General features: G+C 61.1%; 20 protein-coding genes and 1 pseudogene. 16 read left to right on the forward strand and 5 right to left on the reverse strand.

The genetic code is table 11. The features are described from left to right. Positions 1-189 precede the first annotated feature (189 nt). From UIA24_RS16825 to UIA24_RS16845, 5 genes and pseudogenes are all read left to right on the forward strand, one after another. Entirely contained in the window at positions 190-744 is a 555-nt protein-coding gene (locus tag UIA24_RS16825) for a DUF4174 domain-containing protein (protein WP_102051902.1), read from the forward strand. A gap of 146 nt (positions 745-890) precedes the next feature. Then, a complete protein-coding gene (locus UIA24_RS16830) occupies positions 891-2,984 on the forward strand; it encodes a TonB-dependent siderophore receptor (RefSeq protein WP_330523383.1) in 2,094 nt (697 codons plus the stop codon). A 150-nt stretch (positions 2,985-3,134) separates the two neighbouring features. After that, positions 3,135-4,480: pseudogene (locus UIA24_RS16835) on the forward strand (IS3 family transposase). A gap of 328 nt (positions 4,481-4,808) precedes the next feature. Then, a complete protein-coding gene (locus UIA24_RS16840; RefSeq protein ID WP_330523384.1) occupies positions 4,809-5,285 on the forward strand; it encodes a CS1 type fimbrial major subunit in 477 nt (158 codons plus the stop codon). Positions 5,286-5,506: 221 nt separating this feature from the next. After that, positions 5,507-5,659, forward strand: coding sequence for a hypothetical protein (locus UIA24_RS16845; RefSeq protein WP_330523385.1), 153 nt, complete (start codon positions 5,507-5,509; stop codon positions 5,657-5,659). A gap of 411 nt (positions 5,660-6,070) precedes the next feature. Here the strand turns inward: UIA24_RS16845 and UIA24_RS16850 are convergent, their stop codons facing one another. Next, positions 6,071-7,408 (reverse strand): spinster family MFS transporter, encoded by a 1,338-nt coding sequence (locus tag UIA24_RS16850; protein WP_065758663.1) that lies wholly within the window; start codon positions 7,406-7,408, stop codon positions 6,071-6,073. Between the two features lie 262 nt (positions 7,409-7,670). Here UIA24_RS16850 and UIA24_RS16855 point away from each other — a divergent pair, with 262 nt between their 5' ends. From UIA24_RS16855 to UIA24_RS16905, 11 genes are all read left to right on the forward strand, one after another. After that, entirely contained in the window at positions 7,671-8,756 is a 1,086-nt protein-coding gene (locus tag UIA24_RS16855; protein ID WP_330523386.1) for an alkene reductase, read from the forward strand. Further along, a complete protein-coding gene (locus UIA24_RS16860) occupies positions 8,753-10,606 on the forward strand; it encodes a long-chain-acyl-CoA synthetase (protein WP_330523387.1) in 1,854 nt (617 codons plus the stop codon). The genes UIA24_RS16855 and UIA24_RS16860 overlap by 4 nt, the downstream gene beginning before the upstream one ends. After that, complete coding sequence (locus UIA24_RS16865) at positions 10,599-11,684, forward strand: MBL fold metallo-hydrolase (RefSeq protein ID WP_330523388.1); 1,086 nt, start codon at positions 10,599-10,601, stop codon at positions 11,682-11,684. Before UIA24_RS16860 ends, UIA24_RS16865 begins: the two co-directional genes overlap by 8 nt. 67 nt (positions 11,685-11,751) lie before the next feature. Then, on the forward strand, positions 11,752-13,419 hold the full coding sequence (locus tag UIA24_RS16870; RefSeq protein WP_330523389.1) for a DUF1302 domain-containing protein: 1,668 nt from the start codon (positions 11,752-11,754) through the stop codon (positions 13,417-13,419). Positions 13,420-13,527: 108 nt separating this feature from the next. Continuing rightward, positions 13,528-14,739, forward strand: a complete 1,212-nt coding sequence (locus UIA24_RS16875) for a thiolase family protein (protein WP_065758667.1) — start codon at positions 13,528-13,530, stop codon at positions 14,737-14,739. 5 nt (positions 14,740-14,744) lie between these two features. Next, the gene (locus UIA24_RS16880; protein WP_330523390.1) at positions 14,745-15,692 is read left to right on the forward strand and encodes a bifunctional OB-fold nucleic acid binding domain-containing protein/MaoC family dehydratase; all 948 of its coding nucleotides are present in this window, start codon (positions 14,745-14,747) and stop codon (positions 15,690-15,692) included. A 255-nt stretch (positions 15,693-15,947) separates the two neighbouring features. Beyond that, positions 15,948-16,919: a WD40/YVTN/BNR-like repeat-containing protein gene (locus UIA24_RS16885; protein ID WP_330523391.1), complete on the forward strand. Its 972-nt coding sequence runs from the start codon at positions 15,948-15,950 to the stop codon at positions 16,917-16,919. 10 nt (positions 16,920-16,929) lie between these two features. Continuing rightward, a complete protein-coding gene (locus tag UIA24_RS16890) occupies positions 16,930-19,305 on the forward strand; it encodes an efflux RND transporter permease subunit (RefSeq protein WP_099775150.1) in 2,376 nt (791 codons plus the stop codon). 241 nt (positions 19,306-19,546) lie between these two features. Further along, positions 19,547-20,779 (forward strand): helix-turn-helix transcriptional regulator, encoded by a 1,233-nt coding sequence (locus UIA24_RS16895; protein WP_099775149.1) that lies wholly within the window; start codon positions 19,547-19,549, stop codon positions 20,777-20,779. 133 nt (positions 20,780-20,912) lie between these two features. After that, positions 20,913-21,680, forward strand: coding sequence for an SDR family oxidoreductase (locus UIA24_RS16900; protein WP_065761219.1), 768 nt, complete (start codon positions 20,913-20,915; stop codon positions 21,678-21,680). 11 nt (positions 21,681-21,691) lie between these two features. Continuing rightward, positions 21,692-22,525, forward strand: a complete 834-nt coding sequence (locus UIA24_RS16905) for an SDR family NAD(P)-dependent oxidoreductase (protein ID WP_330523392.1) — start codon at positions 21,692-21,694, stop codon at positions 22,523-22,525. Between the two features lie 89 nt (positions 22,526-22,614). On the opposite strand, the gene dmpG is transcribed toward UIA24_RS16905, so the two are convergent. From dmpG to UIA24_RS16925, 4 genes are all read right to left on the reverse strand, one after another. Beyond that, positions 22,615-23,643, reverse strand: coding sequence for a 4-hydroxy-2-oxovalerate aldolase (gene dmpG / locus UIA24_RS16910; RefSeq protein ID WP_065761217.1), 1,029 nt, complete (start codon positions 23,641-23,643; stop codon positions 22,615-22,617). Between the two features lie 10 nt (positions 23,644-23,653). Then, positions 23,654-24,583 (reverse strand): acetaldehyde dehydrogenase (acetylating), encoded by a 930-nt coding sequence (locus UIA24_RS16915; protein ID WP_330523393.1) that lies wholly within the window; start codon positions 24,581-24,583, stop codon positions 23,654-23,656. A gap of 38 nt (positions 24,584-24,621) precedes the next feature. Continuing rightward, the gene (locus UIA24_RS16920; protein ID WP_330523394.1) at positions 24,622-25,413 is read right to left on the reverse strand and encodes a fumarylacetoacetate hydrolase family protein; all 792 of its coding nucleotides are present in this window, start codon (positions 25,411-25,413) and stop codon (positions 24,622-24,624) included. Between the two features lie 77 nt (positions 25,414-25,490). Continuing rightward, entirely contained in the window at positions 25,491-26,264 is a 774-nt protein-coding gene (locus UIA24_RS16925; protein ID WP_065761214.1) for a glucose 1-dehydrogenase, read from the reverse strand. Between the last annotated feature and the right edge of the window lie 177 nt (positions 26,265-26,441).

A 26,441-nucleotide genomic window follows, 5' to 3' on the forward strand; every position in this document is an offset into this window, starting at 1 on the left:
CAAAGTGCGGACCATCAGCTATCCTCTGGTTCAATGGATTCAGCCTTACATAGCGCGTCGGGTGGGGCTTGGTCATCGGAAGTTACCGTTGTCTTGCGTACATGGTCGGTACAGTCGTTTAGGCTCGCAGGTCGGATCTTTCGTCAGGATTCGTAGCCTATGGAGCATTGAAACAAGAAGGAGATGCGTATGCTCACTCGTTCACTGACCCTTGCCACCCTGCTGGCTGTTGCCTGCCCCTTGATGGCCGCTGACAGTGACGGCCCCCTCGCTCTGGAGCGGGGTAGAACCCGACCCTTGATCATCATTGCGCCCAGTACAGTAGACCCGACGCTGGTCAGCCTGAAAAAGGCCTTGGATGAACCGGCCAACCGTCAGGCGTTCACTGAGCGCAACATGGTGCTGTTCACCATCGCCAATACCATCGGTCAACGCGACGGCAAGAACATGGACCCGCAAACCACCATGGCCTTGATTCGCGAGCTAAAGCTGGGTGCCAGCGTGGGTACCAAGGTGATTCTGATGGGCAAGGATGGCGAGAAAAAGCTCGAGCGCATTGGTACGGTTGAGCCCAAGGAGCTTTTCACCACCATCGATCAGTTGCCGGCCAGCGAGAAAGAAATGGTTACGACGACACCTGTCGTGACAGAGGCTGCGCCAGGCAAGGAGGGCAAAGAGGGCAAACCGGTAAAACCGGCGAAGCCAGCAAAACCGGCAGCGCCGCCCAAGCCGCTTGAAGACTGATCATCCCCGGCACGTCAGCCCAGTGCCTGCAGCAACGCGGCAGGCACTCACCGCGATACCCTCCTTTCGGTAAATGATTCTCTCTAAGCAGTAGGATAATGCTCGCTTTATTGTTATGTTATTACGTAGTCAATAAAGGAGCCCCCATGAATCACCCGCTAGGAAGGTTGTACCTCGGCCTGTCCGCAGGCCTGTTGAGCGTGCCTGTCACTGCCGAACAAACCATCGTCCTCGATGCCGTCACCGTCAGTGACAGTCGTTTTGAAGAGCGTGCCGATGGCCCGGTACAGGGTTATCGGGCCACGCGCTCCAGCACCGCGACCAAGACCGATACCGACATCCGCGACACCCCGCAGAGCATCAGTGTGGTACCCGCCCAAGTGCTCGATGACCTCAACAGCACCCGCATTGATCGCGCACTGGATTTTGCCGGGGGTGTGTCGCGGCAGAACAATTTTGGTGGCTTGACCTTCCTCAACTACAGCGTGCGGGGCTTCACCACCGGCGAGTTGTACAAGAATGGTTTTGCCGTCAACCGGGGCAGCTACAGCGCGCCGGATACCTCAAGTATCGAGCGTATCGAAGTGCTCAAGGGGCCTGCTGCCAGCCTGTATGGGCGAGGTGACCCCGGCGGGTTGGTGAACATCGTGACCAAACGGCCCGAGGCCGAAGCCTTCACCCGCTTCAAGGCCAGTGCCGGCAGTTGGGACCGCTACCGCAGCAGCCTGGATGTGAACACCCCGCTCAACGACGATGGTTCGCTGCTGTCGCGGGTTAACCTGGCGGTGGAAGACAACGGCAGCTTCCGTGACCATGTCGACAGCCAGCGGCGGATCGTCAGCCCGTCGCTGAGTTGGCAGCTCAACCCGGACACGCAACTGTTCGTCGATACGGAATTCTCCCGTACCGAGTCGGTGTTCGACCGTGGCATTGCGGCCGTGAACAACGAACTGGGTTCAGTAAAGCGTTCGACCTTCCTGGGTGAACCCAACGATGGCCGTATCCGCAATGACAATCAGACGCTGGACCTGGCGCTGGAACATTACCTCAATGACGGTTGGAAGCTGCGGCTGGCCAACCATTACACCCAGGGCACCCTCAACGGTGACAGCTCGGAAGCTTCACGGGTGGTCGGAACGGCCATCAGCCGGTTCTACCGTCAGCGGAATTTTGAATGGAACGACAACATCACCCAGGCAGAACTGCATGGCCGTTTCGATGTGGGCAATTGGCAACACCAGACACTGATTGGCCTGGAGTACGAGAACTACCGCAACAGCCAGAAGTACCCGCAAAGCGCTACGACCCTGGACTATGGCCTGGATGTTTACAACCCGGTGTATGGCCAACCCAAACCTGCCATCGTCAAGGCCAACGACTTCTTCGAGCGCACCGAAAGTTACGCCCTGAACCTGCAGGACCAGATCGTTTTCACCGAACGGCTGCGAGGGTTGCTCGGCGTACGTCTTGAACATATCGAGCAGACCGCTCAGAACCGAGCAACGCAGGTCAGTAACACCCAGGAAAAAGATGCCGTTACGCCTCGGGTGGGCCTGTTGTATCAGTTGACACCGCAGGTGGGGGTGTTCGCCAACGCATCGACCTCGTTCAAGCCTAACGGCATGGGCACCCAGGGCGAGGTCTACAAGCCGGAGAAAGGCCTGGGTTATGAAACCGGGGTCAAGCTCGACCTGTTCGACAGCCGTTTGGGCGCGACGATTGCGTTGTTCCAGATCGACAAGGAAAACGTCATCACCACCGATGCCAATGGCGACAGCATCGCGGCGGGCAAAGCACGCAGCCAGGGCCTGGATGCACAGTTCAGTGGCCAGTTGAGCGATGCCGTGCGCGTGATTGGCGCTTATGCCTACATCGACGCCGAAGTCACCAAGGGCGATGCCAGCGTGCCCAAGGGCAGCGACTTGCTGGGTATTCCCCGGCATAGCGGCAGCCTGATGGCGGTGTATGAGTTCCAGGACGGTGCCTTGCGCGGTTCTGACATGGGGGTGGCGGCCAACTATGTAGGCGAGCGCTCGGGCCTTGCTGGCAGCGATTTCCGCTTGCCCGGTTACAGCACGGTCGATCTGTTGGCCCATTACAAGGCGACGGAGAACCTTACGCTTGGTTTGAACCTCAACAACCTGTTCGACCGCACCTATTACGAGCGCAGCTACAACGCGGCGTGGGTCATGCCAGGTGATCCGCGCAATGTCAGCCTGAGCCTGGCCTTGAGCCTGTGATTCTGGCTTGGTCCCGTGTGCCAGGCTTGCCTGCGATGCAAACGCCGCGCACTCACTGGCACCCCGCCGAAGCCATCGCAGGCAAGCCTTGCTCCTACAGAGTGGACTGCCCCCAAGAAGTTGGACACAAATCCAACCCTTGGGGGATTTATGGGCAAGTACACAGAGCAGTTCAAGCTCACTGCAATCACAGCCTACTTAAATGGCAGCGACGGCTTCCGGAAGGTGGCTCGACATTTCAGCCTCGATGTCAGCCTGCTGAGACGGTGGGTGGCAAGCCATCAAGCCAATGCCAGTCTTGGCCCGCGATCCCATGCGCAACGCTACAGCGATGACTTCAAACGGCAGGTGCTGAAGTACATGCAGGAGCAGCGGCTTTCGTTGCGTCAAACGGCTGCCTATTTTGGTTTGGGCCAGTCTTCTCAGATAGGCATCTGGCAGCGGCAGTACTACAGTGGTAGCCCCACTGCCCTGATTGCCATTCAACAGAGAAAGCCGAACAACGTGGCCAAAAGAATCAAGCCAGCCAAACCCCTGGACTCCAACGACACGGAGAAATCCCGAGAGCAGCTGATGGCTGAGCTCGAATATCTGCGCATGGAGAACGCTGTCCTAAAGGAGCTCAAGGCTTTGCGGGAGGAAAAGGAGCGAACACGGGCGAAAAAGCCCTGATTGTCTAGCAACTCAAACGCAGATTTCCGTTACCAGACCTCCTGAAGCTAGTTAGTCTGGCGCGTAGCACGTTCTATTAACAAATCAAAAGCCAGCAGAAGCCGGACAAGCATACTGCGCTCAGAGAGTTGGTACAGCGCGTTTATCACGAGGAAAAGGGGCTTTACGGCTATCGGCGTGTGGCGTTGGTCATCAGAAGCCAGGGAACTTTGGTCAACAAAAAAGTTATCGAGCGGCTGATGGCCCAGCTAGGCCTGAAATCTGTAGTGCGCCCCAAAAAATACCGTTCCTACCGAGGCGGCGTCGGCAAAGTGGCCAAGAATCTGCTGGAGCGTAACTTCATCGCCCAGCAGCCCAACCAGAAGTGGGTGACGGATGTCACTGAGTTCAAGGTGGCTCAGAAAAAGCTCTACTTGTCGCCAGTGCTGGACTTGTACAACGGAGAAATCATCGCCTACGAAACGGCTAGCCGGCCCAGCTACAGCTTGGTTGGAAACATGCTGGACAAAGCGCTAAATCGCTTGGGAGAAGAGCCCAAGCTAGTGATCCATTCTGACCAAGGCTGGCATTACCAGCAGGCTCAGTATCGCCACAAGCTCAATGAGCATGGCGTGAAGCAAAGCATGTCCCGCAAGGGCAACTGCCTGGACAATGCGGCTATGGAAAGCTTCTTCGGCACACTCAAGGCTGAATTTTTCTACCTGAAGCGATTTGAGAGTGTTGAGGAACTGAAGGAAGGTCTGGAAGAGTACAACCATGACCGGATCAAGCAGAGGCTCAATGGCCTAAGCCCTGTCGATTACAGGACTCAGGCCATTGGCTGAAACTGTCCAATTTTTTGGGGGCAGTCCAAATGTGGCAGGCGCTGCGCGCGTGCTGATACCCCACTGATCCTATCGTAGGCAAGGCCTACTCCTACAAAGGTGCAGTCACGGGTTATGTGCTTATCGCGGGCTTTAGTAAGAATATTCCTGCATTTTCTGGGCTTAGTACCTACATCTTGCATGTAAAGCAATCGCCATACTGTGCGCATTGGTTAGCAGTGATGAATGCCTGACAGATAGCGCTGTAAGCCATAGACAGGAACTTGCTTATGTAAGGCTGTCGATTGCATCAAACCCATTTTTTCTCGAAATTCCCTGTGGAGTTCATATGAAGAAGTTCCTGGTTGTTCCTTTCGCCATGCTCGTTGCTGGCAGCGCCTTTGCTGTCGATACGAAAAACAAGACGGTTGATATCACTGCTAATATTCCAACCGATGCATTCTATGTTGAGGCCGACACGGGTTGGGATACTGCCCCTCAAGCATTGCCTTATAACGCAGTTACGCAAACTTTGACGCCAGTTCAGCAGCGTTATGTTGCCAAGAGCACCTCGGGCGCCATTAGTGCCAAACTCGACGGTGTTCCGCAAATCAACAGCGGCGCAGACGCCATTCTCCTTGATGTTGAGTTTAACGGCATCCCACTGACTCAAACCAGCGCGGTAGTTATCCCGACTGCTGCTGCCGCTACAGAATCGATCGTGGGGTTCAAAGTTGCTGCCCAGCCCGGTCCATATCAGCCTGGTAACTACAGTGGCACTGTCAACATGACGTTTGAAACTCCGACGCCAATTACTGTGCCGTAACATTTTTGGAATAACCGCTACACCGTCTCTAGTTTGAATGCCTGGGGGTATTATGTTCCCCCTCGTGCCCCCAGGCTGCTGTTGCGCTTTTCCCGTTTAAACCTCCCCATCTTTAATTGTTTGCGCTTGTTTTTGCGCGAGCCGGGGACTTATTGCCCGAGAGATGATCATGACAACTTTTCCGTACCCTGGCCGTACGGGTCGACCTCGACGGCCGTTTCATGGCAGAAGCCATGCTGGTACTCAGCCGTGACGAGAAGGTTCAACTGCTTGAGTACACCGATACCCACGAGTCGGAGGTTTCGGCGCAGGTGTTGCAACAGTGGTTGGCCACGTTGAACGAACCGCAGCTGATCTTTGAAACACCCTTGTGAGTGATGCGGCGCCGGGCACTGAGCGTGGGATGCGTGAACATGGCCCGCGCCAGCTGTAGGAGCCGGGCTTGCCCGCGATGCAGGCGCCACGAACTCACTGGCACCCCGCCGAGGCCATCGCAGGCAAGCCAGCTCCAACAGAGCCCGCGCCAGCTGTAGGAGCCGGGCTTGCCCGCGATGCAGGCGCCGCGCACTCACTGGCACCCCACCGACGCCATCGCAGGCAAGCCAGCTCCAACAGAGCCCGCGCAGGCTGTAGGAGCCGGGCTTGCCCGCGATGCAGGCGCCACGAACTCACTGGCACCCCACCGACGCCATCGCAGGCAAGCCAGCTCCAACAGAGCCCGCGCCAGGTGGGAGCAGGCTTGCCTGCGATAGTCTCAACTCGGTTCGCGTACGTACCTGATGCCGTCAGGCGGTAACGGCTTGTGCGGGAGGGACAGCCAGCGCCGTTTGCTTCAACTGCTGTCGATAACGCGGCAGTGCCAGCGCCAGGAAAACCGCCGCCAGCACCAGCAGCGAGACGGAAGAGGCGAGTGCATAGCGCAGCGACTCACCGCCCAGGGTCGGGATGAAGAAATCACTGAGCATGCCAATCAGCAGCGGGCCGACACCGACACCGAGCAAGGTCATCGACATCACAAAAATAGCGGTGGCCTGGGCCAGTCGCGAGGCCGGAAACAGGTGGGTGATCGCGCTCAGGCAGGGCGTTGCCCACCAGACACCGAAGAACCCGAACGCACTGTAGAACAGGAACGCTTGCGGTACGGCGATGCTGCCGATATGGAAGGCAACGCCTTGTGGCCAGAGGAAATAGGCCAGTGCAAAGGGGATGCTGATCAGCGTGCCCAACAGGGGTACACCGATTTGCCAGCCGACATCGCGCCGTGCCATTCGGTCGGTCAGCAGGCCGCAGGTCAGGGTGCCGATAGTCGAGCCGGTGCCGCCGACCACGCCGACCAGGAACCCAGCCTCCTGCAGGTTCAGGCCATGGGAGCGAATGAGGAAACTCGGGCTCCAGGTACCAATCGCATACCCGGCAATGGCCGCCGCACCGCCGGTGAGCACCAGCCACAGGAATGATGGCATCTGGAACAGCTCGACCAACGTCTTGAGCCAGCCTTCCTGCTGCAGTGCAGCCTTGTTCAGGTGCGCTGGCGGCAGTGCAGGTTTTGGCGCGCGTACGGTCAACAGCAGGAGCAGGCCAAGGAAGATACCGGGGGCGCCGATCAGCAAGAAGGCGTAGCGCCAGCCATGGTGCTGGGCAATCCAGCCGCCCAGGCCGAGGCCGACAATCGCACCCAGGCTTGAGCCCAGCATCAGCACGGCCAGTGCTGTCGAGCGTCGGCGTGCCGGGTACAGGTCCGAAACCATCGCCACTGACGGCGCGGTACCGCCGGCTTCACCGACAGCGACGCCGATCCGTGCCAGTACCAGCGTCAGAAAGCTGCCAGCCATGCCGCAGAGCATGGTCATCAGGCTCCAGGCGATGCAACTGAAGGCAATGACCGGTTTACGCCCGATGCGATCCGACAGGCGGCCCAGGGGGAAGCCAAAAACCGTATAGAACACCGCGAAGGTCACACCCGACAACAAGCCGATGCCGGTGTCCGATATGCCGAATTCGAGCTTCACCGGTTCGATCAGAATCGCCATCAACTGGCGGTCGATGTAGTTGAAAACGTAGATGCTGGCGAGCACGAAAAGCGCGTAATGCGTTCGCCATGTCACGGGGTTGGATGCGTTCACTGCGGGTGCTCCCGGTCTTGTTCTAGTGGGCTTGATCGTCAGTGCATCCGGCTGTTTTTTCATCGTCCGTTCAGACCATTTTTCCCGTAGTTGCGGGCATTTGGCTGCGATGTCCAGGCCGGTAAATCTAGTCTTGTCGGACGATGTTTCAGTTGCGTTCAAGGTGAATCATTCAGCCCATATCCGGTTCTGCGCAATCCCTGGCCACCTTGCGGTGAGCCGCTTGGCATCGCCGGAAACAATAAGACGTTAAGGAGCTGACATGAGCATCTTGTTCGAGCCGGTGTGCCTCGGCGAACTGCAGCTGGCCAATCGTATCGTCATGGCGCCGATGACCCGCAGTCGTGCCGATGCCGGTGCGGTGCCAAGCGCCGACATGGTCGAGTACTACCGCCAGCGTGCCAGCGCCGGGTTGATTGTTGCCGAGGGTACGGCGCCATCGGCCAGTGGCCTGGGCTATTGCCGTACACCGGCGATCTACACCGGCGAACAGATTGCCGCCTGGCGCCAGGTGACCCGTGCGGTGCATGACCAAGGCGGTCGCATCGTACTGCAACTGATGCATGTGGGGCGCGCTGCCAGCCATTACAACAAACCCGGCGGTGCGGCTACCGTGGGCCCGTCGGCGGTGCGCGCACGCACTCAAGTGTTCAGTGATGCCGTTGGCCTGGTAGACACCGATAGCCCGCAGGCGTTGACCCTGGAAGGCATCGCCGCGGTGATCGAGGACTACCGTCAGGCAGCGTTGAATGCGCGTGAAGCCGGTTTCGATGGCGTCGAGTTGCATTGCACCAGCGGCTACCTGCCGATGCAGTTCATGGCCTCGGGCAGCAACCAGCGTACCGATGCCTACGGCGGTTCGGCGAGCAACCGGGTACGGTTTGCCAAGGACGTGATCGAGGCCATGGCCGCAGCGATTGGCGCTGGCCGTGTGGGCTTTCGGATGTGCCCGGGCAACCCCTATAACGATATCGACGACCTCGACCCGGCAGGCACCGCTGTCGCACTCTGCGCCGCCGTGGCACCGCTGGGCCTGGCCTACCTGCACATCATGCGTTCACCGGTGGCGGGGCTCGATGCCTTTGCCCTGGCGCGCGAGCATAGCGCCCATGGGCTGATTCTCAACGACGGTTTTGATGGCGCTTCGGCCCGCGCCGCGCTGGAAGCGGGCGAGGGCGCAGCGGTCTCCTTCGGTCGACACTTCATTGCCAACCCCGACCTGGTCGAGCGCTTGAAGCACGGCTTGCCGTTGGCCGGGTTTGACCGCAAGACCCTCTACACCTCTGGCCCTCATGGCTATACCGACTACCCCGTGTATCAAGCCGCTGCACTGGAGGTGACGCCATGAGCCTGAGTAACCTGGCCAGCGTCCTGCCGAGCTGCCCTGTGCCCCGTGAACAGACCCAGGCGATTCTGGATCGACGTTCGGTAGCCAGTGCGCAGATCAAACCCCGAGACCACTACACCCTGGCCGATCGGCTCGAGCAGCAGGCCATCCGTCATGCCGATCGGGCGTTTCTGATCTATGGCGACGAAATCCTCAGCTACGCCGAAGTCGATGCGCGCGCCAACCAGATGGCCCATACCTTTTACGCCAACGGCCTGCGTGCCGGTGATGTCTGTGCCATCGTGATGGAAAACCGCCCGGCGTTCTTCTGCACCTGGTTTGGCCTGGTCAAGCTGGGGGTGGTGGTTGCGTTCATCAACACCCAGGTCAATGGCCGGCCCCTGTTGCATGCGCTGGAAACTACCGGGGCCAAGGCACTGGTGGTCGGGGAAGAGTGCCTGGCCAATGTCCAGGTTACCGAGGGCCTGCCTGAGCTGCCCTACTGGCTGGTACGCGACCCAGAGAACCCATGGCCCGAGGCGCTTCCCAAGGGGGTTGACGGGCATTTCGCTGCGCGCCTGGACAGTGCGCCACGCAGTGCCTTCCCCCGCGATGTGCGTGCGGACATCGAGGCCCAGGCCCCGACCTTGCTGATTTTTACCTCGGGTACCACCGGGTTGCCCAAGGCCGCCCGTTACAGCCATATGCGCTGGATGTCGTCTGGCGATGTAATGGAGGTAACGCTGCAGGCCACCTGCGACGACGTGTTCTATTGTTGCCTGCCGCTGTACCACGGGGCCGCCGCCACCTCGGTGACCTCGACCGCGCTACGTGCCGGCGCGAGCATCGTGGTGCGCCGCAAGTTCAGCGTGCGTGAGTTCTGGAGCGATGTCGCCCGTCACCGTATCAGCGTCTTCCAGTACATTGGCGAAATCTGCCGCTACCTGCTCAACCGGCCGGTTGTACCGGGTGAACGCGAACATAGCCTGCGCTGCATGCTCGGTGCCGGCCTGACACCTGAGTCGTGGCAACGCTGGATTGAACGTTTTGGACCGATCCAGGTTTTCGAGGGCTGGGGTGCCACCGAAGCCAACACCAACCTGATCAATGTCGACAACTACATCGGTTCGTGCGGGCGTGTACCTGACTGGAACAAGACCAACCTGCGGCTGGTGCGCTTCGATGTCGAAAATGACTGTCATCCGCGCGACGAGAATGGCTTCTATCAGCTCTGCGAGGTCGGCGAAGTGGGTGAAGCCATGGGTTTCATCGTCGATCATCCGGATATCGGAGGAGGGCGCTTCGAAGGCTATACCTCGACCGAGGCCACCGAGAGCAAGATCCGCCGCAATGTCTTTCGCGAAGGTGATGCCTACTGGAGTTCGGGTGACTTGTTGCGTGAGGACGCCGATGGCTACTGCTATTTCGTGGACCGTATCGGCGACACCTTCCGTTGGAAGAGCGAGAACGTCTCCACCCAGGAAGTCGCCGATGCCCTGGGGGATCTGCCGGGCCTTGAACTGATCAATATCTACGGTGTGCAGGTACCGGGGCATGAAGGGCGTGCGGGCATGGCCGCAGTGCTGATGCAGCCGGGGCAGGTGTTCCAGCCCGAGGCCTTGTACGCACTCACCGAAGCGTGCCTGCCGCGTTACGCCGCGCCAGTGTTCGTACGTGTGACCGCGGCGGCGGACCTGACCAGCACCTTCAAGCTGCGCAAGGTTGATTTGCAGCGCCAGGGCTATTGCCCGAGTGCCTGCAGTGATCCGTTGTTCATTCGTGATGAAAGCACGCGAACCTACCAGCCCTATTCGCCAGAGGTGTTGGCGCGAGTCGGTCTGGCGCCGTTCGCAGGTGCTCATCATGGTTGATCTGGACCCGAACGGCCATGAACTGCGCAGCGGCCTGCGCTACCCGTGGCCGCAGGCCCCGGCCGCCGGGCAGGTCTGTGAAGTCGCGCCGGGGGTGCTCTGGCTGCGTATGCCGCTGCCGTTTCGTCTGGACCATATCAACCTCTATCTGCTGCGTCATGGCGATGGCTGGGTAGCGGTGGATACTGGCATGAACACCGCGCAAACCCGCGAGGTCTGGGAGCGCGTGTTGAGTGAAGCGTGTGCGGGGCTGCCGCTGCTGGCGGTGGTCTGCACGCATTATCACTCCGACCATGCCGGTGTCGCCGCCTGGCTGGCCGAACGCTTTCGCTGCCCGGTGTACATGACCGCCAGTGAATACCAGTCGTTGTACGTCAGCGTCCCCTCTGATCAGCCGCCCGGCTGGGACTTCCTGGCGTTCTACCGCAAGGCCGGTTTCAGCAGCGAGCAGGCCGCCCAGATGTACGAGGTGATCCAGAACGGGCATTTCCGTCCCGCGCACTTCAACAGTTACCGGCGCTTGCGCGACGGCAGCCAGCTGCGCATCGGCGGTCGCCTCTGGCAGGTAGTGGTCGGTCGCGGGCACTCGCCCGAACATGCCTGCCTGTTTGCTGAAGAGGATGGCCTGCTCATTTCCGGGGATCAGGTGTTGCCGCGCATCACCCCGACGGTCGGCGTGCATGCCACTGAGCCGGAAGCCGATCCGCTGCGCGACTGGCTGGCCTCCCTTGAGCGCTTGCGTGGCTTGCCGGACAGCGTTCTGGTTCTGCCGGCCCATGAACGGCCGTTCTTCAACCTGCATCAGCGCCTGGACCAGTTACAGGCCCATCACCAGGCCCACCTGGCGCTGCTGTTGGCCAGCTGTGAGGAGCCGCGTAGTGCGCTCGACCTGATGGCTGTGTTGTTCCCGAAGCTTTCAGGTCGTTTCGACGAACTGATGGCGCTGGGTGAAACGTTGGCGCATGCCAACTACCTCGTGGCCGAAGGGTCGCTGTTGCGGGAGGAACACCGCGGGCTTCACCAGTATCGGCGTTCCCCGCAGGGGGCACCTGCTGTTACGCCGCTCGTGGTGTTTTGAGCGGCCGGTGCAGCGGCAATGTTCAACATTCCAGGCGGCCAACCGGTTGCCCTTGAGGAGAGTCAGTGTGATCGATAAGAACAACAATAATTGTACTGGCCTTGGTTCGCGCGGTGTTCAGGCAGTCAGCCTGACGGCGGCCATCGCTTTGGTTTCGACACCGGTATGGTCGGGGGAGACGATCGAGTTTGATAACGGCACGACCCTCGACTGGTCGGTAACCACCAGCTACGGCGTGGGCGTGCGCCTTAACGATCAGAATGATCGCTTGCTTGGGGTCAACGCTGACGATGCCAACCGCAACTTCGATCGCAGCAGCCTGACCACCAACCGTGTGGGTGCGCTGGGTGAGATGATCCTGCGCAAGGACAACTACGGTGCCGTCGTGCGCGGCAGTACCTTCTACGATGATGTCTACCACCAGGAAAACGACAACGATTCGCCCGCGACCGTCAACAAGGCCGGTCGCAATGACGAATTTACCAGTGATACCCGTTACTACAGTGGTGGTCGCACGCGTTTGCTGGATGCCTACGTATTCAGTGGCTGGCGCTTTGACAATGACTCCATGCTCGACGTCAAGGCGGGCCGCCATATCGAGTCCTGGGGCGAGAGCCTTTACTACCCCGGCGTCAACGGCGTACAGAACCCCTCCGACGCGGTAAAGGCGGCGCAGCCGGGCGTTGAGGTCAAGGAAATCCTGTTGCCGGTAGGGCAGTTCTCCGGGTCCTATCGGTTGAATCCAAGCCTTACCTTTGGCGCTTATGTGCAGTACGAATGGAAAGGCACCGAGTTGCCGCCAGTGGGCAGCTACCTGTCTGGCAGTGACGTCGTCGGCCCGGGCCGCGAATTCATCATCACCCAAGGCGGCAAGGTTGCCTACCGTGGTACCGACGAGCCTCGCGACGGTGGGCAGTGGGGGGTTCAGGTTCGCTACCGCCCCGTACCGGCTCTTGAATTGTCGCTGTTTCACGTCAACTACCACGACAAGAACCCGGCCACCGCGCTGGTGGGGTATGACCCGTTGCCCGTGGGTGGCGGCCTCTATGCCTTCACGCCCAACGGCTACCGGGTGAAGTATTTCGAAGACATCAAGCTGACCGGTATCAGCGCCTCGACCAAGCTGGGTGATACCCAGGTCGGTGCCGAGTGGTCCTACCGCGACGGTGCGCCGGTCATGGTCAGCACTGGCCTCGGGCCGGTACCGGCCAAGGGCAAGGGCCAACAGATGCAACTGTCGGCGATCCGCATTCTCGGCGATCGGCCATGGGCCAGCCAGACCAGCCTGACGGCGGAGATTGTTCACGTGCTGGTCGACAGCGTCGAATCCACTTCGGCCGCGGGCAATCTGCAAGGCGTGAACCTGTTGCCTTCGCTGGCACCGTTGGTTGGGGAGTCGGATGACTACACCTACAAGACCAGTTCGGCCTGGCGCACCAAATCGGCCAGCGCCTACACCCTGGGCGCCTCGTTCAGCTACCCGGGCGTTTTCCAGGGCTGGGACCTTGAAGTGCCCGTGCGCTTTTCCAACGTATTCAGTGGCTCGACCCCGATGGCCGGCAGCATTTCCGGCGTTCAGGGCGACCGCCGCATGAGTATCGGTACCACATTCAAGTACCTGGGCAACCTGGAAGTCGGCATGAACGTGACCAGCTACCTGGGCGCAGCGGATGCGATCAAGCGGCCGTTTGCCGACCGTGACTACGCCACGTTCTCGATGAAGTACACCTTCTGATCCCGGCTGTTTCGTCTTGACCACTCAGGTCCGGGGCAGGTTGCCTGCCTCGGGCCTTAACCATCACTTGGAAATGTCCGAAGCCCGGCGCTTCGGAGTGGAGGCACTATGGGGCTCAAAGGGCATGCGGCCATTATTGGTACCGCGCAGTACAAACCGGAGAAGTACGCGACTGCGCCGAAGATGTTTCACCTTGAACAAGTCGCCGACCTGGCGGCCCAGGCCCTGCGCGATGCGGGGCTCAGGGCTGAAGACCTTGACGGGCTGGTGATCAACGGCCCGCAGTTTCATGAGGCGTCGGTGTTCGTCCCGGCAATGGCCGCCGAGTACCTGGGGTTGCGGCTGAATTTTGCCGAAGTGGTGGACCTTGGCGGCTGTACCTCGGTGGGTATGGTCTGGCGCGCTGCCGCCGCCATCGAACTGGGGTTGTGCCAGGCGGTACTGTGCGTACTGCCTGCACGCATGGCACCGCTGGGCCCGGATGAAGACCCGAGTTGGATGGCCAGGGCCATGCGCTTTGGTGGCCACAGCACGGCGTTCGGTGCGCCGGAGGCTGAGTTCGACCTGCCCTACGGGCACATGGGCCAGAACACCGGTTACGCCATGATTGCCCAGCGGTATGCCGCCCAGTACGGCTACGATCCGGTGGCGATGGCCAAGATCGCCGTGGATCAGCGCACCAACGCCCAGGCCAACCCGCAGGCCATGTTCTATGGCCAGCCGTTGACCATTGAGCAGGTGCTGGCGAGCAAAATGGTTGCCGATCCCCTGCACATACTGGAAATCGTCATGCCCGTGGCCGGCGGTGCGGCAATGATCATCGCTTCCAAGGAAGTCGCGGCACGGGCGCGCAAGCGGCCTGCGTTCATTACCGGTTTTGGCGAACACCTGGCCTTCAAGTCGCCGTCCTATGCGGCAGACATGATTCACACGCCGATTGGGCCGGCGTCGCGACGTGCCTTCGAGATGGCCGGGCTCAAACCGACCGATGTCGACGCGGCGCAGATTTACGACTGCTACACCATCACCGCGTTGCTGACCCTTGAGGATGCAGGTTTCTGTGGCAAGGGCGAGGGCATGGCGTTTGTGCGTGAGCATGACCTGACCTGGCGGGGTGATTTTCCGATGAATACCCACGGCGGGCAGCTCAGTTTCGGTCAGGCCGGTTCGGCCGGCGGCATGTCCCAGGTGATCGAGGCGGTGACGCAAATCGCCGGGGTAGCCGGCGAGCGTCAGCTTGGACGCTGTGACAGCGTCTATGTCTCCGGTACCGGCGGCGTGATGAGTGAGCAGGGCGCATTGATACTTCAGGGAGCATAAGCACCATGTCCAACAATAAACCGATGCCTGTACCGACGGAAATTTCCGCACCGTTCTGGGAAGGCCTGAAGGCCCGGCGCTTACTGATTCAGCAATGCACAGCCTGTGCGCACTGGATTTTCTACCCGCGTCGGCATTGTCCCGCCTGCATGGCCCATGACCTGGCCTGGCGCGAGGTCGAGGGCAGCGCGACGCTGTACAGTTACACGCTGACGCGCATTCCCACCTTGCCCGATTTCATGGATGAAATGCCGCAGAAACTGGCGGTTGTCGAGTTGGCCGAAGGTGTGCGCATCAACACCAACCTGGTCGGCCTGGCTGAAGACGAAATACACATCGGCATGCGCTTGAAACCGGTGTTTGCCGAGGTCGACGCCAAGGGCAATCGCTTGTTGCGCTTCACCGGCCTGGACAAGGAGGCTGCCAGCCTTGAACGCTTGCCCGCCGTCGACAGCGAACCGACACCGACGCACTCGCAACCCGAGCCACGCAAGATCGATTTCAACGATGCCGCGAGTCTGCAGGCGCTGGTCAGTGAACAGTTCAGTGACTGGAGCAACAGCATCGTGGTGGATCAGGCCCTGATCGATGCCTTTGCGCAGTTGTCTGGCGACGACTACTGGATCCATACCGACCCTGAGCGTGCTCGTCTGCAGAGCCCGTTCGGCGGCACCATCGCCCACGGCGCCTTGGTGCAGGTGTTGCAGTCGCGGATGAAGCTGGCGCTGGGTTTCGAGATCACAGGGTTCACTACCCAGATCAACTATGGCTCCGACCGTTTGCGCTTCCCGGCACCCGTGCCAGCGGGTTCGCGTATCCATTCGCGGGCGCGGGTCAAGCAGGTCGAACTGCTTGCCAGAGGCACCCAACTGACATTGGAGCTCAACACCCATGTCGTCGGTCATGAACGGCCGTCGGTCATCAACGATCTGGTGATTCTCTACCGGGCCTGATCGTGCCCGTCCTGCGCCCACGGCAAGGCTGTGGGCGGCATTGCCGTGCGCCTTTGCCGCGCATTTCCAACATACGCCATTCACGCCATTTTTAAGCCGTTTGGACGATGTTTCAAACGGCCCTACACCTGAGTATCCCCCCTAGGCAATGCCCACTTAGCTCGCTGCGACCCAAGGCGTGGCGCCATACAAGAACAAGAGGACTGGCCCAATGACCCCCACTTTGCACGCGTGTCACGAACAGGAGCGTCCCTCATGCGCTCAGTGATCGGATACCTGGTCTGCCTGGTTGTCGGGCTGACCATCCTGTTTACCTTTTCCCCCAAAGCCGAGCCCGAGCAGGCGAAAGTCGCGCTGCGTTCGGACCGGGTTCAAATCAACGGTTTGCTCAGCCTGGGGACACGTGTCGTGGCCGTGGGCGAACGGGGCAGCATCCTGTTCAGCGACGACCAGGGTGTGAGTTGGCAGCAGGCCAGTGTCGACCGGCAACGTGATGTCGCGCTGACTGCCTTGGTGGCACTGGGTGAGCAACGCCTACTGGCGGTCGGGCACGACGGTTGGATCCTGCGCTCCGAGGATGCCGGTAGCCACTGGCAGGAAATGCGCTACGACAACGAATTGGGCGAGCCGCTGCTGGGTATCTGGGCGGCCGGTGACGAGAGTGTCCTGGCGTTCGGCAGCTTCGGTAAGTTCTATCAGTCCGATGATGCCGGGCTGAGTTGGCGCAAGCTGGCGCTTGATGTCGACAGCGCGCACCTCAACAGCATGGACGGCGGCCCTGATGGCCGAAGGATGTTGGTCGGCGAGCAAGGCCTGGTGCTGCGTACTCGCGATGGCGGCAAGCATTGGCAGACCCTGCCTGCATTTTACAGCGGTTCGTTGTTCGGCATCGTGCGCCTGAGCCCAGAGCATTGGGTGACCTATGGCATGCGCGGCCATGTATTCGTCAGCCACGACTTCGGTGATAGCTGGGCACAGGTCAACGTCGGTAACCAGTTGCCGCTCTACGGGCATGTGCTGTTGCCCGACCACTCTGGCCTGGTGATCGTCGGAGCTGGCAGCTCGGTCGTTCGGCTGGATGCTCGGGGTGTGCTGGTTGGTGTCAGTCGCTTGGCCGGCCTCGGTACCTTGACCTCGGCGACGATGGTCGGTTCGCGTCTGCTGGTCGGTGGTGAGCGCGGGTTACTCCAGGGTTCTGGTGGCAGCGTTGCCGCCCTAGGTAAATGAGAGGCGGGCAATGAAACAAGCTAAAAGCTGGGTGACGCACAGCGTCGAAGCGGTCGCGGATCGGCTGATGGCATGGCGCAAGGGGTTGTTAGTGCTGTTTGTGCTGGTGACCGCAGGCCTGGGTTACAGCGCTACCCACACGCAACTGGACCCCGGCTTCAACAAGCAGATTCCGGTGCGACATGCGTATATGGTCAACTTCCTGAAGTTCAGCCAGTACTTCACCGGTGCCAACCGTTTCCTGGTCAGCGTGCATTGGAAAGGCGAGGGGGATATCTATAACCCGGTGTTCCTCGACACCTTGCGCAAGGTGACCGACGATGTGTTCTTCATCTCCGGTGTCAGTCGTGCCAGCGTCACCTCGCTGTTCACCACCAACGTACGCTACATCGAAATCACCGAGGAGGGTTTTTTCGGTGATGTGGTCGTACCGCCACGCTTCAGCGGCACCGAACAGGACCTGGCTCAGGTACGCAGCAATGCCGCCGCGTCCGGGCAGATCGGGCGCTTGTTGGCCAACGACCTGAAGTCGGCCATGGTGCGTGCCGACCTGCAGGATATCGACCCGCAGACCGGCGAACCGGTGAAATATGCCGAGGTTGCCCGCCGTCTTGAAGAGCTCCGCGACAAGTACAGCAATGAGCAGATCGAAATCAACATTGTCGGTTTCGCCAAGCTGGTCGGTGATGTGGTCGAGGGGTTGAACACGGTCATCGGCTTCTTTGTGATCGCCTTCGTCATTACCGGGCTGCTGCTTTGGCTCTATTCGCGCTCTTTGCGCCTGACCGTGGTTGCATTGGTGGTGGCGTTGCTGCCGGTGGTCTGGTTGCTTGGCCTGTTGCCGCTGTTGGGGCTTGGCATTGATCCGATGTCGATCCTGGTGCCGTTCCTGATTTTCTCCATCGGTGTGTCCCATGCCGTGCAGATGACCAATGCCTGGAAGCAGGATGTGGTGGCGGGTAGCGATTCGTTGCGGGCCGCGCATTCGGCATTCTGCAAAATCTTCATTCCCGGCTCCCTGGCGCTGTTGATGAATGCCCTAGGTTTTGCGGTGATCATGTTGATCGATATCCCGATCGTGCATGAACTGGGTGTGACCGCCTGTATCGGCGTGATGCTGATGATCATCACCAACAAGCTGATGCTGCCGGTGATCATCTCCTACCTGCGGCTGGAGCCCGGGTTGCTGCGACGGGCGCAAACCCGTCAGGCCGGCAGGCATCGCCTGTGGTGGCGGTTGTCTGCGCTGGCCGAGCCGGGACCTGCACTGAGTGTGTTCGCCATCAGCCTGTTGCTGCTGGTGGCCGGCGCCTACAAGGCACGTGACCTCGCGGTGGGCGATATCGGTGCAGGCGCGCCGGAGCTCAGGGCCGACTCGCGCTACAACCAGGACAACCGCAAGATTGTCGACAGCTATTCGATCGGCCTCGACGTAATGTCAGTGTTTGTCGAAGTCCAGGGCATCGAAGAAGGGTGCTTGTCGCCGGAAGTGATGCGCGCGGTAGAAGCCTTCGATTTCCGCATGCGCGCTGTCACCGGTGTGCAGTCGGTCCAGAGCGTCGCCGGCATGGGCAAACGGGTCATTGCCGGTAACAACGAAGGCAACCCGCGATGGGCGGCGATCCCTGGTTCAGCACGCGGGCTGAGCCAGGGCGCACGGGCCTACATGCCGGACGACGGGTTGGTGACCGACGGCTGCCAGCAAATGCAGATCCTGGTGTTCCTGGCCGACCACGAAGGGGCTACGGTGGCCCATGCGATCAATGAAGCCAAGCGCATCATCGCCGAGGTTCGCACCCCGCAGGTGGCGTTTCTCCTGGCGGGCGGAAACGTGGGTGTGATGGCGGCATCCAATGAGGCGGTGAAACGGGCGGAGATCATCATGTTGGCGGCACTCTTTGGTTCGGTGGCGCTGTTCTGCTGGCTGACCTTCCTCTCGGTCCGCGCCGTACTGTGCATTCTCGTCCCCCTGGCGATTGTAGCGATCCTCTGCAACGCACTGATGGCGATGCTGGGCATTGGCCTGAAAGTCGCGACCTTGCCGGTGATGGCGCTGGGTGTGGGTGTGGGTGTCGATTACGGGATCTACCTGTATGAACGTATCCAACACGAAATGGCCGGTGGTGCGAACCTGCGCGAGGCGTTCTACGAGGCGATGTGCCAACGGGGCACGGCTGCAGTGTTCACGGCCTTGACCATGTCGATTGGTGTGTGCACCTGGGCGTTTGCGCCGCTGAAGTTTCAGGCAGACATGGGCGTGCTGTTGTCCTTCATGTTCCTGGTGAACGTCTTGGGGGCCATATTCCTGCTACCGGCGCTGGCAGCCTGGTTCAACCGTGGGCGCCGGTTGGTGGCCACGGAAAGTCCCGTGGCCCAGGTCCAGTGAGCCGGCAAAAGGCCTTGTAGGAGCGTGCTTGCCCGCGATGGAATTTAGACATTCAGTAACTAAAAATAAAAGGTCAACACCTATTGTGGAGTACGTAGTGGACAGGGAGACTGTGGCGCGGGCCCTGTTGCAGGCCTGTGCAAGTCGCGTGTAGTCAAAAAGGGGGCGTGCTGCCCTCAAGCCGAAATTATAAAAATAACAAGGGAAGGTCATCGTGCCTTACCCGTGCGCGGAGAAGACTATGGTAAGTGCTGTCTTGACCCATGAGGTTTTGGCCAGCGTCGGCCTTGACCTGAGCGAATACGACCGCCTGGTTGGTGAAGTCTATGAAGGTGCCCTCGACCCAAAGTTGATGGCGCGTGCTCTCAAGAGCTTCCGTACGCTCTACGACGCCAACTACGTCACACTGATCCTGCGGGTGCCGGACCAACCGGACATGGGTGTGATGATCATCGCCGGCGACATCGAAGGGGCCGGCGACGTCAGCTACATGACCTACCCCCAGACCAATACCCCGTTTGCCAACCAGCCGCTGGACTACGTGTTCACGGTCGACGACGTCATGACGTCCGCGGAATGGGAGCACAGTGCCTACTTCAAGATGTTCTGCGGCCCGCAAGGGGTGTACCACGTGATGGGGGCCGATATTTCCACCCCGGACGGCGGCAAGTTGCGCTTTCGCATTACCCGTCCCAAGCACGCTCCCAACTTCTCGGCCAACGAACGCGCGTTGTGCGGCGTGTTCTTGCCACACCTGCGGCGGGCGCTACAGGTGCATAACTTGCTGGACCGCAGCGAGTCGTTGAGCGAGCTGTATTCCCAGGCAATCAGTCGGCTGTCGGTGGCAACCCTGGTGCTGGATGAAAGCGGCAGTGTGCTGCGGGTCAACCCGGTCGCCCAGGACATCCTCGCCAACGCCGATGGGCTGAAGTTGGTCGGCGGCCGCCTTGAGGCCAGCTACCCAAGTGACAATCGCGAGCTGCAACGGCTGATTCGTGCCGCATTTTCCCCGGATGCCCCCAAGAGTGCCGAAGCGATGTCTGTTACGCGGCCGTCCGGGCTGGTCAACCTGGGCCTGGTGGTCGAGTCGATTCCCTCGCTGGACTGGGCGGAAGAGAAGGGCCAGCCCGCCGCGCTGGTGTATATCCGCGACGCCGCGAGCAAATCGCTGGCCAGTGAAGTGGTGACCAAGCAGTTGTTCAACCTGACCAGGGCCGAGACTGCCCTGGCAATGGAGTTGGCCAACGGTTTGTCCCTGGAGGAAGCGGCCGAGGTGCTGAACATCCGGCGTAACACCGCGCGTGCCCATCTGCGTTCGATTTTCTCCAAGACCGGCGTGCGCCGGCAGACCGAACTGGTGCGCATCATGCTCAACAGTGTCGTGGCGCTGGGCAAGCCCAAGGTCGCCCTCAAGGCTGTTGAAAAACTCAAGGTTCCACCGCCACAACTGGCGGTAGCTGCCCGTCAGGCGTGAGTCGCCATTCTGTTTCCGGGCGGCAGGCAGTCGCCCGGCGCCACCACGAGCCTGAACACCCTTAGTCCGCACAGACGATGCAGCCTCGTGGTCGGTCTCTGAATACTGCCCGAACCTATCACGGAGAATACCTATGCCAGTTACAGCTATCAGCGGCAGCGCTTCGGGAATCGGTGCCGCGGTGAGCACTGCGTTACGCGCCGCCGGACATCGTGTCATCGGAATCGACCGCAGCAATGCCGAGGTGATCGCCGACCTTTCAACGCCCCAAGGCCGCGAGGCCGCGATTGCCCAGGTACTCGAGCTCAGTGACGGGGTACTCGACGGCCTGGTCTGTTGTGCGGGTGTCGGGGTAACGGCCCCGTCCTGCGGGTTGATCCTGGCGGTCAACTACTTCGGCGTCAGCCAGTTGCTGAGTGGCCTGGCCGGGGCTTTGGCCAAGGGCGACAGCCCGGCTGCGCTGGTGATCGGCTCGGTGGCCGCGACCCAGACCGGTGCCGATCAGCAGGCGATGACCGAGGCGATGCTCGCTGGAGATGAAGCCAATGCACTGGAACTGGCCAATGCCCTTGGTCAGCCCCATGTGGCCTATGCCTGCTCCAAGTATGCAATCACCCACCATGCCCGGCGTACCTCATCCAGTTGGGCGAGCAAGGGTATTCGCTTGAATGTGGTGGCACCGGGGGCGGTGGAAACCCCGCTGCATCAGGCATCGCTCGACGATGCACGTTTCGGCAAAGCGGTACGGGAGTTCGTTGCGCCCTTGGGCCGTGCCGGGCATCCGCAGGAAATTGCCGCTCTGGTGGCGTTCCTGCAGTCCAGGCAAGCCGCGTTCATCCATGGCAGCGTGGTGTTCATCGATGGCGGCATGGACGCCATGGTTCGCCCGCAGCGTTTCTAAAAGGACTCCCCATGAGCAAGGTGGCATTCATTACCGGCGCGAGCCGTGGCATCGGTCGCGAAGCGGCATTGGCGTTCGCGCGGGCCGGCTTCGACCTGGCGATCAGCGCGCGCACCCTCGACGAAGGTGAGCAGCACCCGCACGCCCTGCGCGACGCCACAGGCGCGCCGCTTCCCGGCAGCCTCAACGGCACCGCCGAAGCGATCCGGGCACTGGGGCGGCGGGTATTGGTCGTGCCCATGGACCTGCTCGACAGTGCCTCGGCCATCGGCGCCTGTGAGGCGGTGCTGGCCGAGTATGGGCGGATCGATGTACTGATCAACAACGCGATCTACCAGGGCAGTGACCTTAATGCGGGCTTCATGAGCCTGCAGCCGGAAACGCTGGAGCGGATGTACAAGGGCTACATCCTGACGCCGTTCCTGTTGACCCGGGCAGTGGTCGAGCACATGGCCGAGCAGGGCACTGGCGTGGTGATCAACGTTACCTCCGGGGCCGGCGAGAGTGACCCGCCCGTGGCGGCGGGCAAGGGCGGTTGGGGGTACGCCTATGGGGCCGGCAAGGCGGCGGTATCGCGTCTTTCAGGGATCCTCTCGGTAGAACTGGGGGAAGCCGGTGTGTGTGCCTACACCCTCAACCCGGGTGTGGTAACGACCGACGCGCTCAAGGCGACCATTGGTGACAAGGGCGTGATCGCCTTGCGTGCCGGCAGTGCGCCGCCGCAGGTTCCTGCCGAGGTGATGCTCTGGTTGGCGACGGCAGAACAGGCGCCTCGTTATCAGCGTCGAACCATCGCTGCACAGCCGTTTGCACTGGAGCATGGCATCGTTGCCGACTGGCGTTGAACCCTTGATGTATTGACACCTTGATGTGAAGTTATTGGCGACTCAGGTCGCCAATAACGTAGGTGCAGGATCAGCCGATACCCAGTGGCTCAGGCCTGGCGGCGTTGCCGGGCGAGGGTCATGGCGGTGTCTTCGATCATGTCCTCCTGGCCACCCACCATGCCGCGACGGCCCATTTCGACGAGGATTTCCCGCGCCGAGACGCCATACTTCTTCTCGGCTCGCTTGGCAAACAGCAGGAACGAGCCATAGACCCCGGCATAGCCCATGGTCAGTGCATCGCGGTCGCTGCGGATCGGGAAGTCCATGATGGGCACGACCAGGTCTTCGGCCACATCCTGGATGCCGAACACACTGACACCCGTCTCGATGCCCATGCGGTCGCAGACCGCGACCAGTACTTCCATGGGCGTATTGCCGGCGCCTGCGCCGAGGCCGGCACAGGCGGCGTCAATGCGGGTGGCCCCAGCGGCGATGGCGGCGATCGAGTTGGACACGCCCATCGACAGGTTGTGGTGGCCATGGAAGCCGATCTCGGTTTCCGGTTTCAGTGCCGCACGCATTGCCGCCACCCGGGCGCTGACGTCATGGGGCAGCAAGTAGCCTGCCGAGTCGGTCAGGTAGATGCAGTTGGCGCCATAGCTTTCCATCAGCTTGCCCTGCTTGACCAGGCCTTCCGGGCTGTTCATGTGGGCCATCATCAGGAAACCGACCGTGTCCATGCCCAGACTGCGGGCGTGGGAAATATGCTGCTCGCTGACGTCTGCTTCCGTGCAGTGGGTGGCTACGCGAATGGTGTTGACGCCCAGCTCATGGGCCATCTTCAGGTGGTCGACGGTGCCGATCCCTGGCAGCAGCAGGGCCGAGACCTTGGCCCGTTTCATCAGCGGGATGACGGCCGACAGGTAGGCCTCGTCGCTGTGCGCGGGAAAGCCGTAGTTGACCGAGCTGCCGCCCAGGCCGTCGCCGTGGGTGACTTCGATCAGCGGGACGCCAGCTGCATCCAGGCCGCAGGCAATGTCTTTCATCTGTTGCAGGCTGATCTGATGACGCTTGGGGTGCATGCCATCGCGCAGGCACATGTCATGAACGGTGATGTGTTTACCGCGAAGATCCATGGTCGATTCCTCAGGCAAGGGCGGGTTGTGCGTGGGTGGCGTGCAGGACCAGTTCGCCCTTGAGGATTTCTTCGGCGAACATTTCGGCGGTACGCGCTGCGGCGGCGGTCATGATGTCGAGGTTGCCGGCGTACTTGGGCAGGTAGTCGCCCAGGCCTTCGACTTCCATGAACACCGAGACGCGGTTGCCCTCGAACACCGGGCCGTTTACCAGCTTGTAGCCGGGGACATAGCGCTGCACCTGCAGGATCATTGCTTCGATAGCGGCGGTGATGGCTGCCTGATCGGGTTCCGTTTCGGTCAGGCAATGCACGGTGTCGCGCATGATCAGCGGTGGTTCGGCGGGGTTTATGATGATGATCGCCTTGCCCTTTTTCGCACCGCCGACCTGTTCGACCGCGCTGGATGTGGTGCGGGTGAACTCGTCGATGTTCTTGCGCGTGCCCGGGCCGACCGATTTGGAGGCCGCGGTTGCGATGATTTCGGCGTATTCCACCGGCTGCACGCTGGATACTGCCGCGACCAGCGGAATGGTGGCCTGGCCGCCGCAGGTGACCATGTTGACGTTCATCACGCCCAGGCCGAGGTTGGTCTTGAGGTTGACCGGTGGTACGCAGTAGGGGCCGATGGCAGCAGGGGTCAGGTCGATCATCAACACCCCCAGCGCATTGAGCTTGCGTGAGTTCTGCTCGTGAACGTAGGCGGATGTGGCATCGAAGGCGATCTGTACCTGGTCTTCGATAACGTGGGGCAATAAGCCGTCGACCCCGTCAGCGGTGGTTTTCAGGCCCAGCTCACGTGCCCGTGCGAGGCCCTCGGAGGAGGCATCGATACCGACCATCCAGACTGGCTCAAGCACCTCGCTGCGCATCAGTTTGTACAGCAGGTCGGTGCCGATGTTGCCCGGCCCGATCAGCGCGCATTTAATCTTCTTGCTCATTGTCTATGGCTCCAGGGGAGGGATTGCGTAAGGTTCACTCAGGGCACGAAGCGCAGGCTGGTCTGGCCCAGGCCGCTCATGGAAAGGCTGATGCGGTCGCCCGCCACAACCGGAACGAGCGGTGCCAATGCTCCCGAAAGGATGATTTCGCCCCGGCGAAACGGGATGCCGAGCTCACCCAGGGTGTTGGCCAGCCAGGCCACCGCCGCACACGGATGGCCCTGCACCGCCGAACCCAGGCCGCTGCCCGCCGGTTGGCCGTTCTTGGACAGCTGCATTTCGACCCGGGCCAGGTCCAGCTCGCGAGGGTCTATGCGCTGTGGGCCGAGGGCGAACACGCCGCAGGAGGCGTTGTCGGCCACGGTGTCGTGAATACGGATCTGCCAGTTGTCGATACGCGAGTCGACAATCTCGAAGCACGGCACCACGTATTGGCTTGCCGCCAGCACGTCTTCGGCGTTGATACCCGGGCCTTGGAGGTCTTCGCCGAGAATAAAGGCGATTTCGCCTTCGGCGCGCGGCTGAATCAGGTTGTAGCGGGCCAGGCTGACATCGCTGCCGTCGTCGACCTGCATGGCATCGGTGAGGAAGCCGAAGTCCGGTTGGTGGACATCGAGCATTTCTTGTACCGCGCGGCTGGTGACACCGATTTTCTTACCGATGACACGTTCACCGAGGGCTTCGCGGCGTTGCAAAAAATGCAGGGAAATCCGGTAGGCCTGCTCCAGGGTGATGTGCGGGTAGCGGCGGGTCAGGGGGGCGAGCGTCTGGCGTGTGCGCAGGGCGTTGAACAGTTCGTCACCGAGTGCGTTGATCAAGTGGGCGTCCATGACGGGGTGCTCTGTGTGAGGGAAATAAAAGGGCCGGGCCCAACGGGCTCAGGGCGCCGGCCAAAAAAGGGCGATGTTCAGCCGGGCCAGACCGTGGAGTCCGCGCCGCCGTCGACATCGATGATTTTTCCGCTGACCCAGGCCGAGGCGGGGCTGGCTAGGTACAGGGCTGCGGCGGCGATATCTTCCGGGCTGCCCAGGCATTTGAGCGGGGTATTGGCTTCCATGGTCTGACGCATGGCCGCCGGCATCACGCCGTTCAGCGCTTCGGTCAGGGTGGGGCCGGGCGCGACGGCATTGACCCGCACCAGCGGAGCAAAATCCTGTGCCAGCAAGCGGGTCAAGTGGCTCAGGGCGGCCTTGGCGGCGCCGTACGCGCTGAAGTGCCGCTGTGAGTAGCGGGCGGCTACCGAACTGATGTTGACGATGTTGCCGCCACCGGCCTCACGCATCAGTGGCACGCACAGTTGGCAGAAGGCGTAGGCGGTGGACACGTTGAAACGCAGGATCTCGTCGAACTGTTCCGGGCTCATGCTCAGTGGATCGTTGGGGCCGCCACCACCGACGTTGTTTACCAGATGAGTGATGCGCCCCATCTGCTCATGGCTCTGGCTGACCAGCGCCTTGCGCTGCTCGCTGTCGTTGACATCGCAGGCGATGGCCAGGGCGCGTCGGCCCAAGGCGCGCACTTCCTCGGCAACGCGTTGCACATCCTCAAGCGAGCGCGCGGAGCAGACGACATCGGCACCCGCTTCGGCATAGGCCAGCGCGATGGCGCGGCCAATGCCTCGGCCACTGCCGGTGACGATGGCGACGCTACCGTCCAGGTGGAAACGCTGCAGGATACTCATGGGCTGTCCTTCCTCAAGGTAGGGGTTGGGTTGAACCGGTTTTCAATGTATCGAATATCCCGAGACTGACTCGCGGCTGCATCGTCTCAATGGACTAACGCAGGTGACCCGCGCCCTTTGCGGCAGCGGGTGTCCTAGTCCGCTTTGACGATGAACGATCCGTCACTCGCCCCGATG

This window comes from Pseudomonas sp. AL 58, assembly GCF_036348395.1.
GTDB classification, from domain to species: domain Bacteria; phylum Pseudomonadota; class Gammaproteobacteria; order Pseudomonadales; family Pseudomonadaceae; genus Aquipseudomonas; species Aquipseudomonas defluvii.

What these genes read in the sequence shown, in the direction of transcription:
- UIA24_RS16825 (WP_102051902.1), top strand. Translation starts at nt 190, where the DNA reads ATGCTCACTCGTTCACTGACCCTTGCCACCCTGCTGGCTGTTGCCTGC.
- UIA24_RS16830 (WP_330523383.1), top strand. Translation starts at nt 891, where the DNA reads ATGAATCACCCGCTAGGAAGGTTGTACCTCGGCCTGTCCGCAGGCCTG.
- UIA24_RS16840 (WP_330523384.1), top strand. Translation starts at nt 4,809, where the DNA reads ATGAAGAAGTTCCTGGTTGTTCCTTTCGCCATGCTCGTTGCTGGCAGC.
- UIA24_RS16845 (WP_330523385.1), top strand. Translation starts at nt 5,507, where the DNA reads ATGGCAGAAGCCATGCTGGTACTCAGCCGTGACGAGAAGGTTCAACTG.
- UIA24_RS16855 (WP_330523386.1), top strand. Translation starts at nt 7,671, where the DNA reads ATGAGCATCTTGTTCGAGCCGGTGTGCCTCGGCGAACTGCAGCTGGCC.
- UIA24_RS16860 (WP_330523387.1), top strand. Translation starts at nt 8,753, where the DNA reads ATGAGCCTGAGTAACCTGGCCAGCGTCCTGCCGAGCTGCCCTGTGCCC.
- UIA24_RS16865 (WP_330523388.1), top strand. Translation starts at nt 10,599, where the DNA reads ATGGTTGATCTGGACCCGAACGGCCATGAACTGCGCAGCGGCCTGCGC.
- UIA24_RS16875 (WP_065758667.1), top strand. Translation starts at nt 13,528, where the DNA reads ATGGGGCTCAAAGGGCATGCGGCCATTATTGGTACCGCGCAGTACAAA.
- UIA24_RS16880 (WP_330523390.1), top strand. Translation starts at nt 14,745, where the DNA reads ATGTCCAACAATAAACCGATGCCTGTACCGACGGAAATTTCCGCACCG.
- UIA24_RS16885 (WP_330523391.1), top strand. Translation starts at nt 15,948, where the DNA reads ATGCGCTCAGTGATCGGATACCTGGTCTGCCTGGTTGTCGGGCTGACC.
- UIA24_RS16890 (WP_099775150.1), top strand. Translation starts at nt 16,930, where the DNA reads ATGAAACAAGCTAAAAGCTGGGTGACGCACAGCGTCGAAGCGGTCGCG.
- UIA24_RS16895 (WP_099775149.1), top strand. Translation starts at nt 19,547, where the DNA reads ATGGTAAGTGCTGTCTTGACCCATGAGGTTTTGGCCAGCGTCGGCCTT.
- UIA24_RS16900 (WP_065761219.1), top strand. Translation starts at nt 20,913, where the DNA reads ATGCCAGTTACAGCTATCAGCGGCAGCGCTTCGGGAATCGGTGCCGCG.
- UIA24_RS16905 (WP_330523392.1), top strand. Translation starts at nt 21,692, where the DNA reads ATGAGCAAGGTGGCATTCATTACCGGCGCGAGCCGTGGCATCGGTCGC.
- dmpG (WP_065761217.1), bottom strand. Translation starts at nt 23,643, where the DNA reads ATGGATCTTCGCGGTAAACACATCACCGTTCATGACATGTGCCTGCGC.
- UIA24_RS16915 (WP_330523393.1), bottom strand. Translation starts at nt 24,583, where the DNA reads ATGAGCAAGAAGATTAAATGCGCGCTGATCGGGCCGGGCAACATCGGC.
- UIA24_RS16920 (WP_330523394.1), bottom strand. Translation starts at nt 25,413, where the DNA reads ATGGACGCCCACTTGATCAACGCACTCGGTGACGAACTGTTCAACGCC.
- UIA24_RS16925 (WP_065761214.1), bottom strand. Translation starts at nt 26,264, where the DNA reads ATGAGTATCCTGCAGCGTTTCCACCTGGACGGTAGCGTCGCCATCGTC.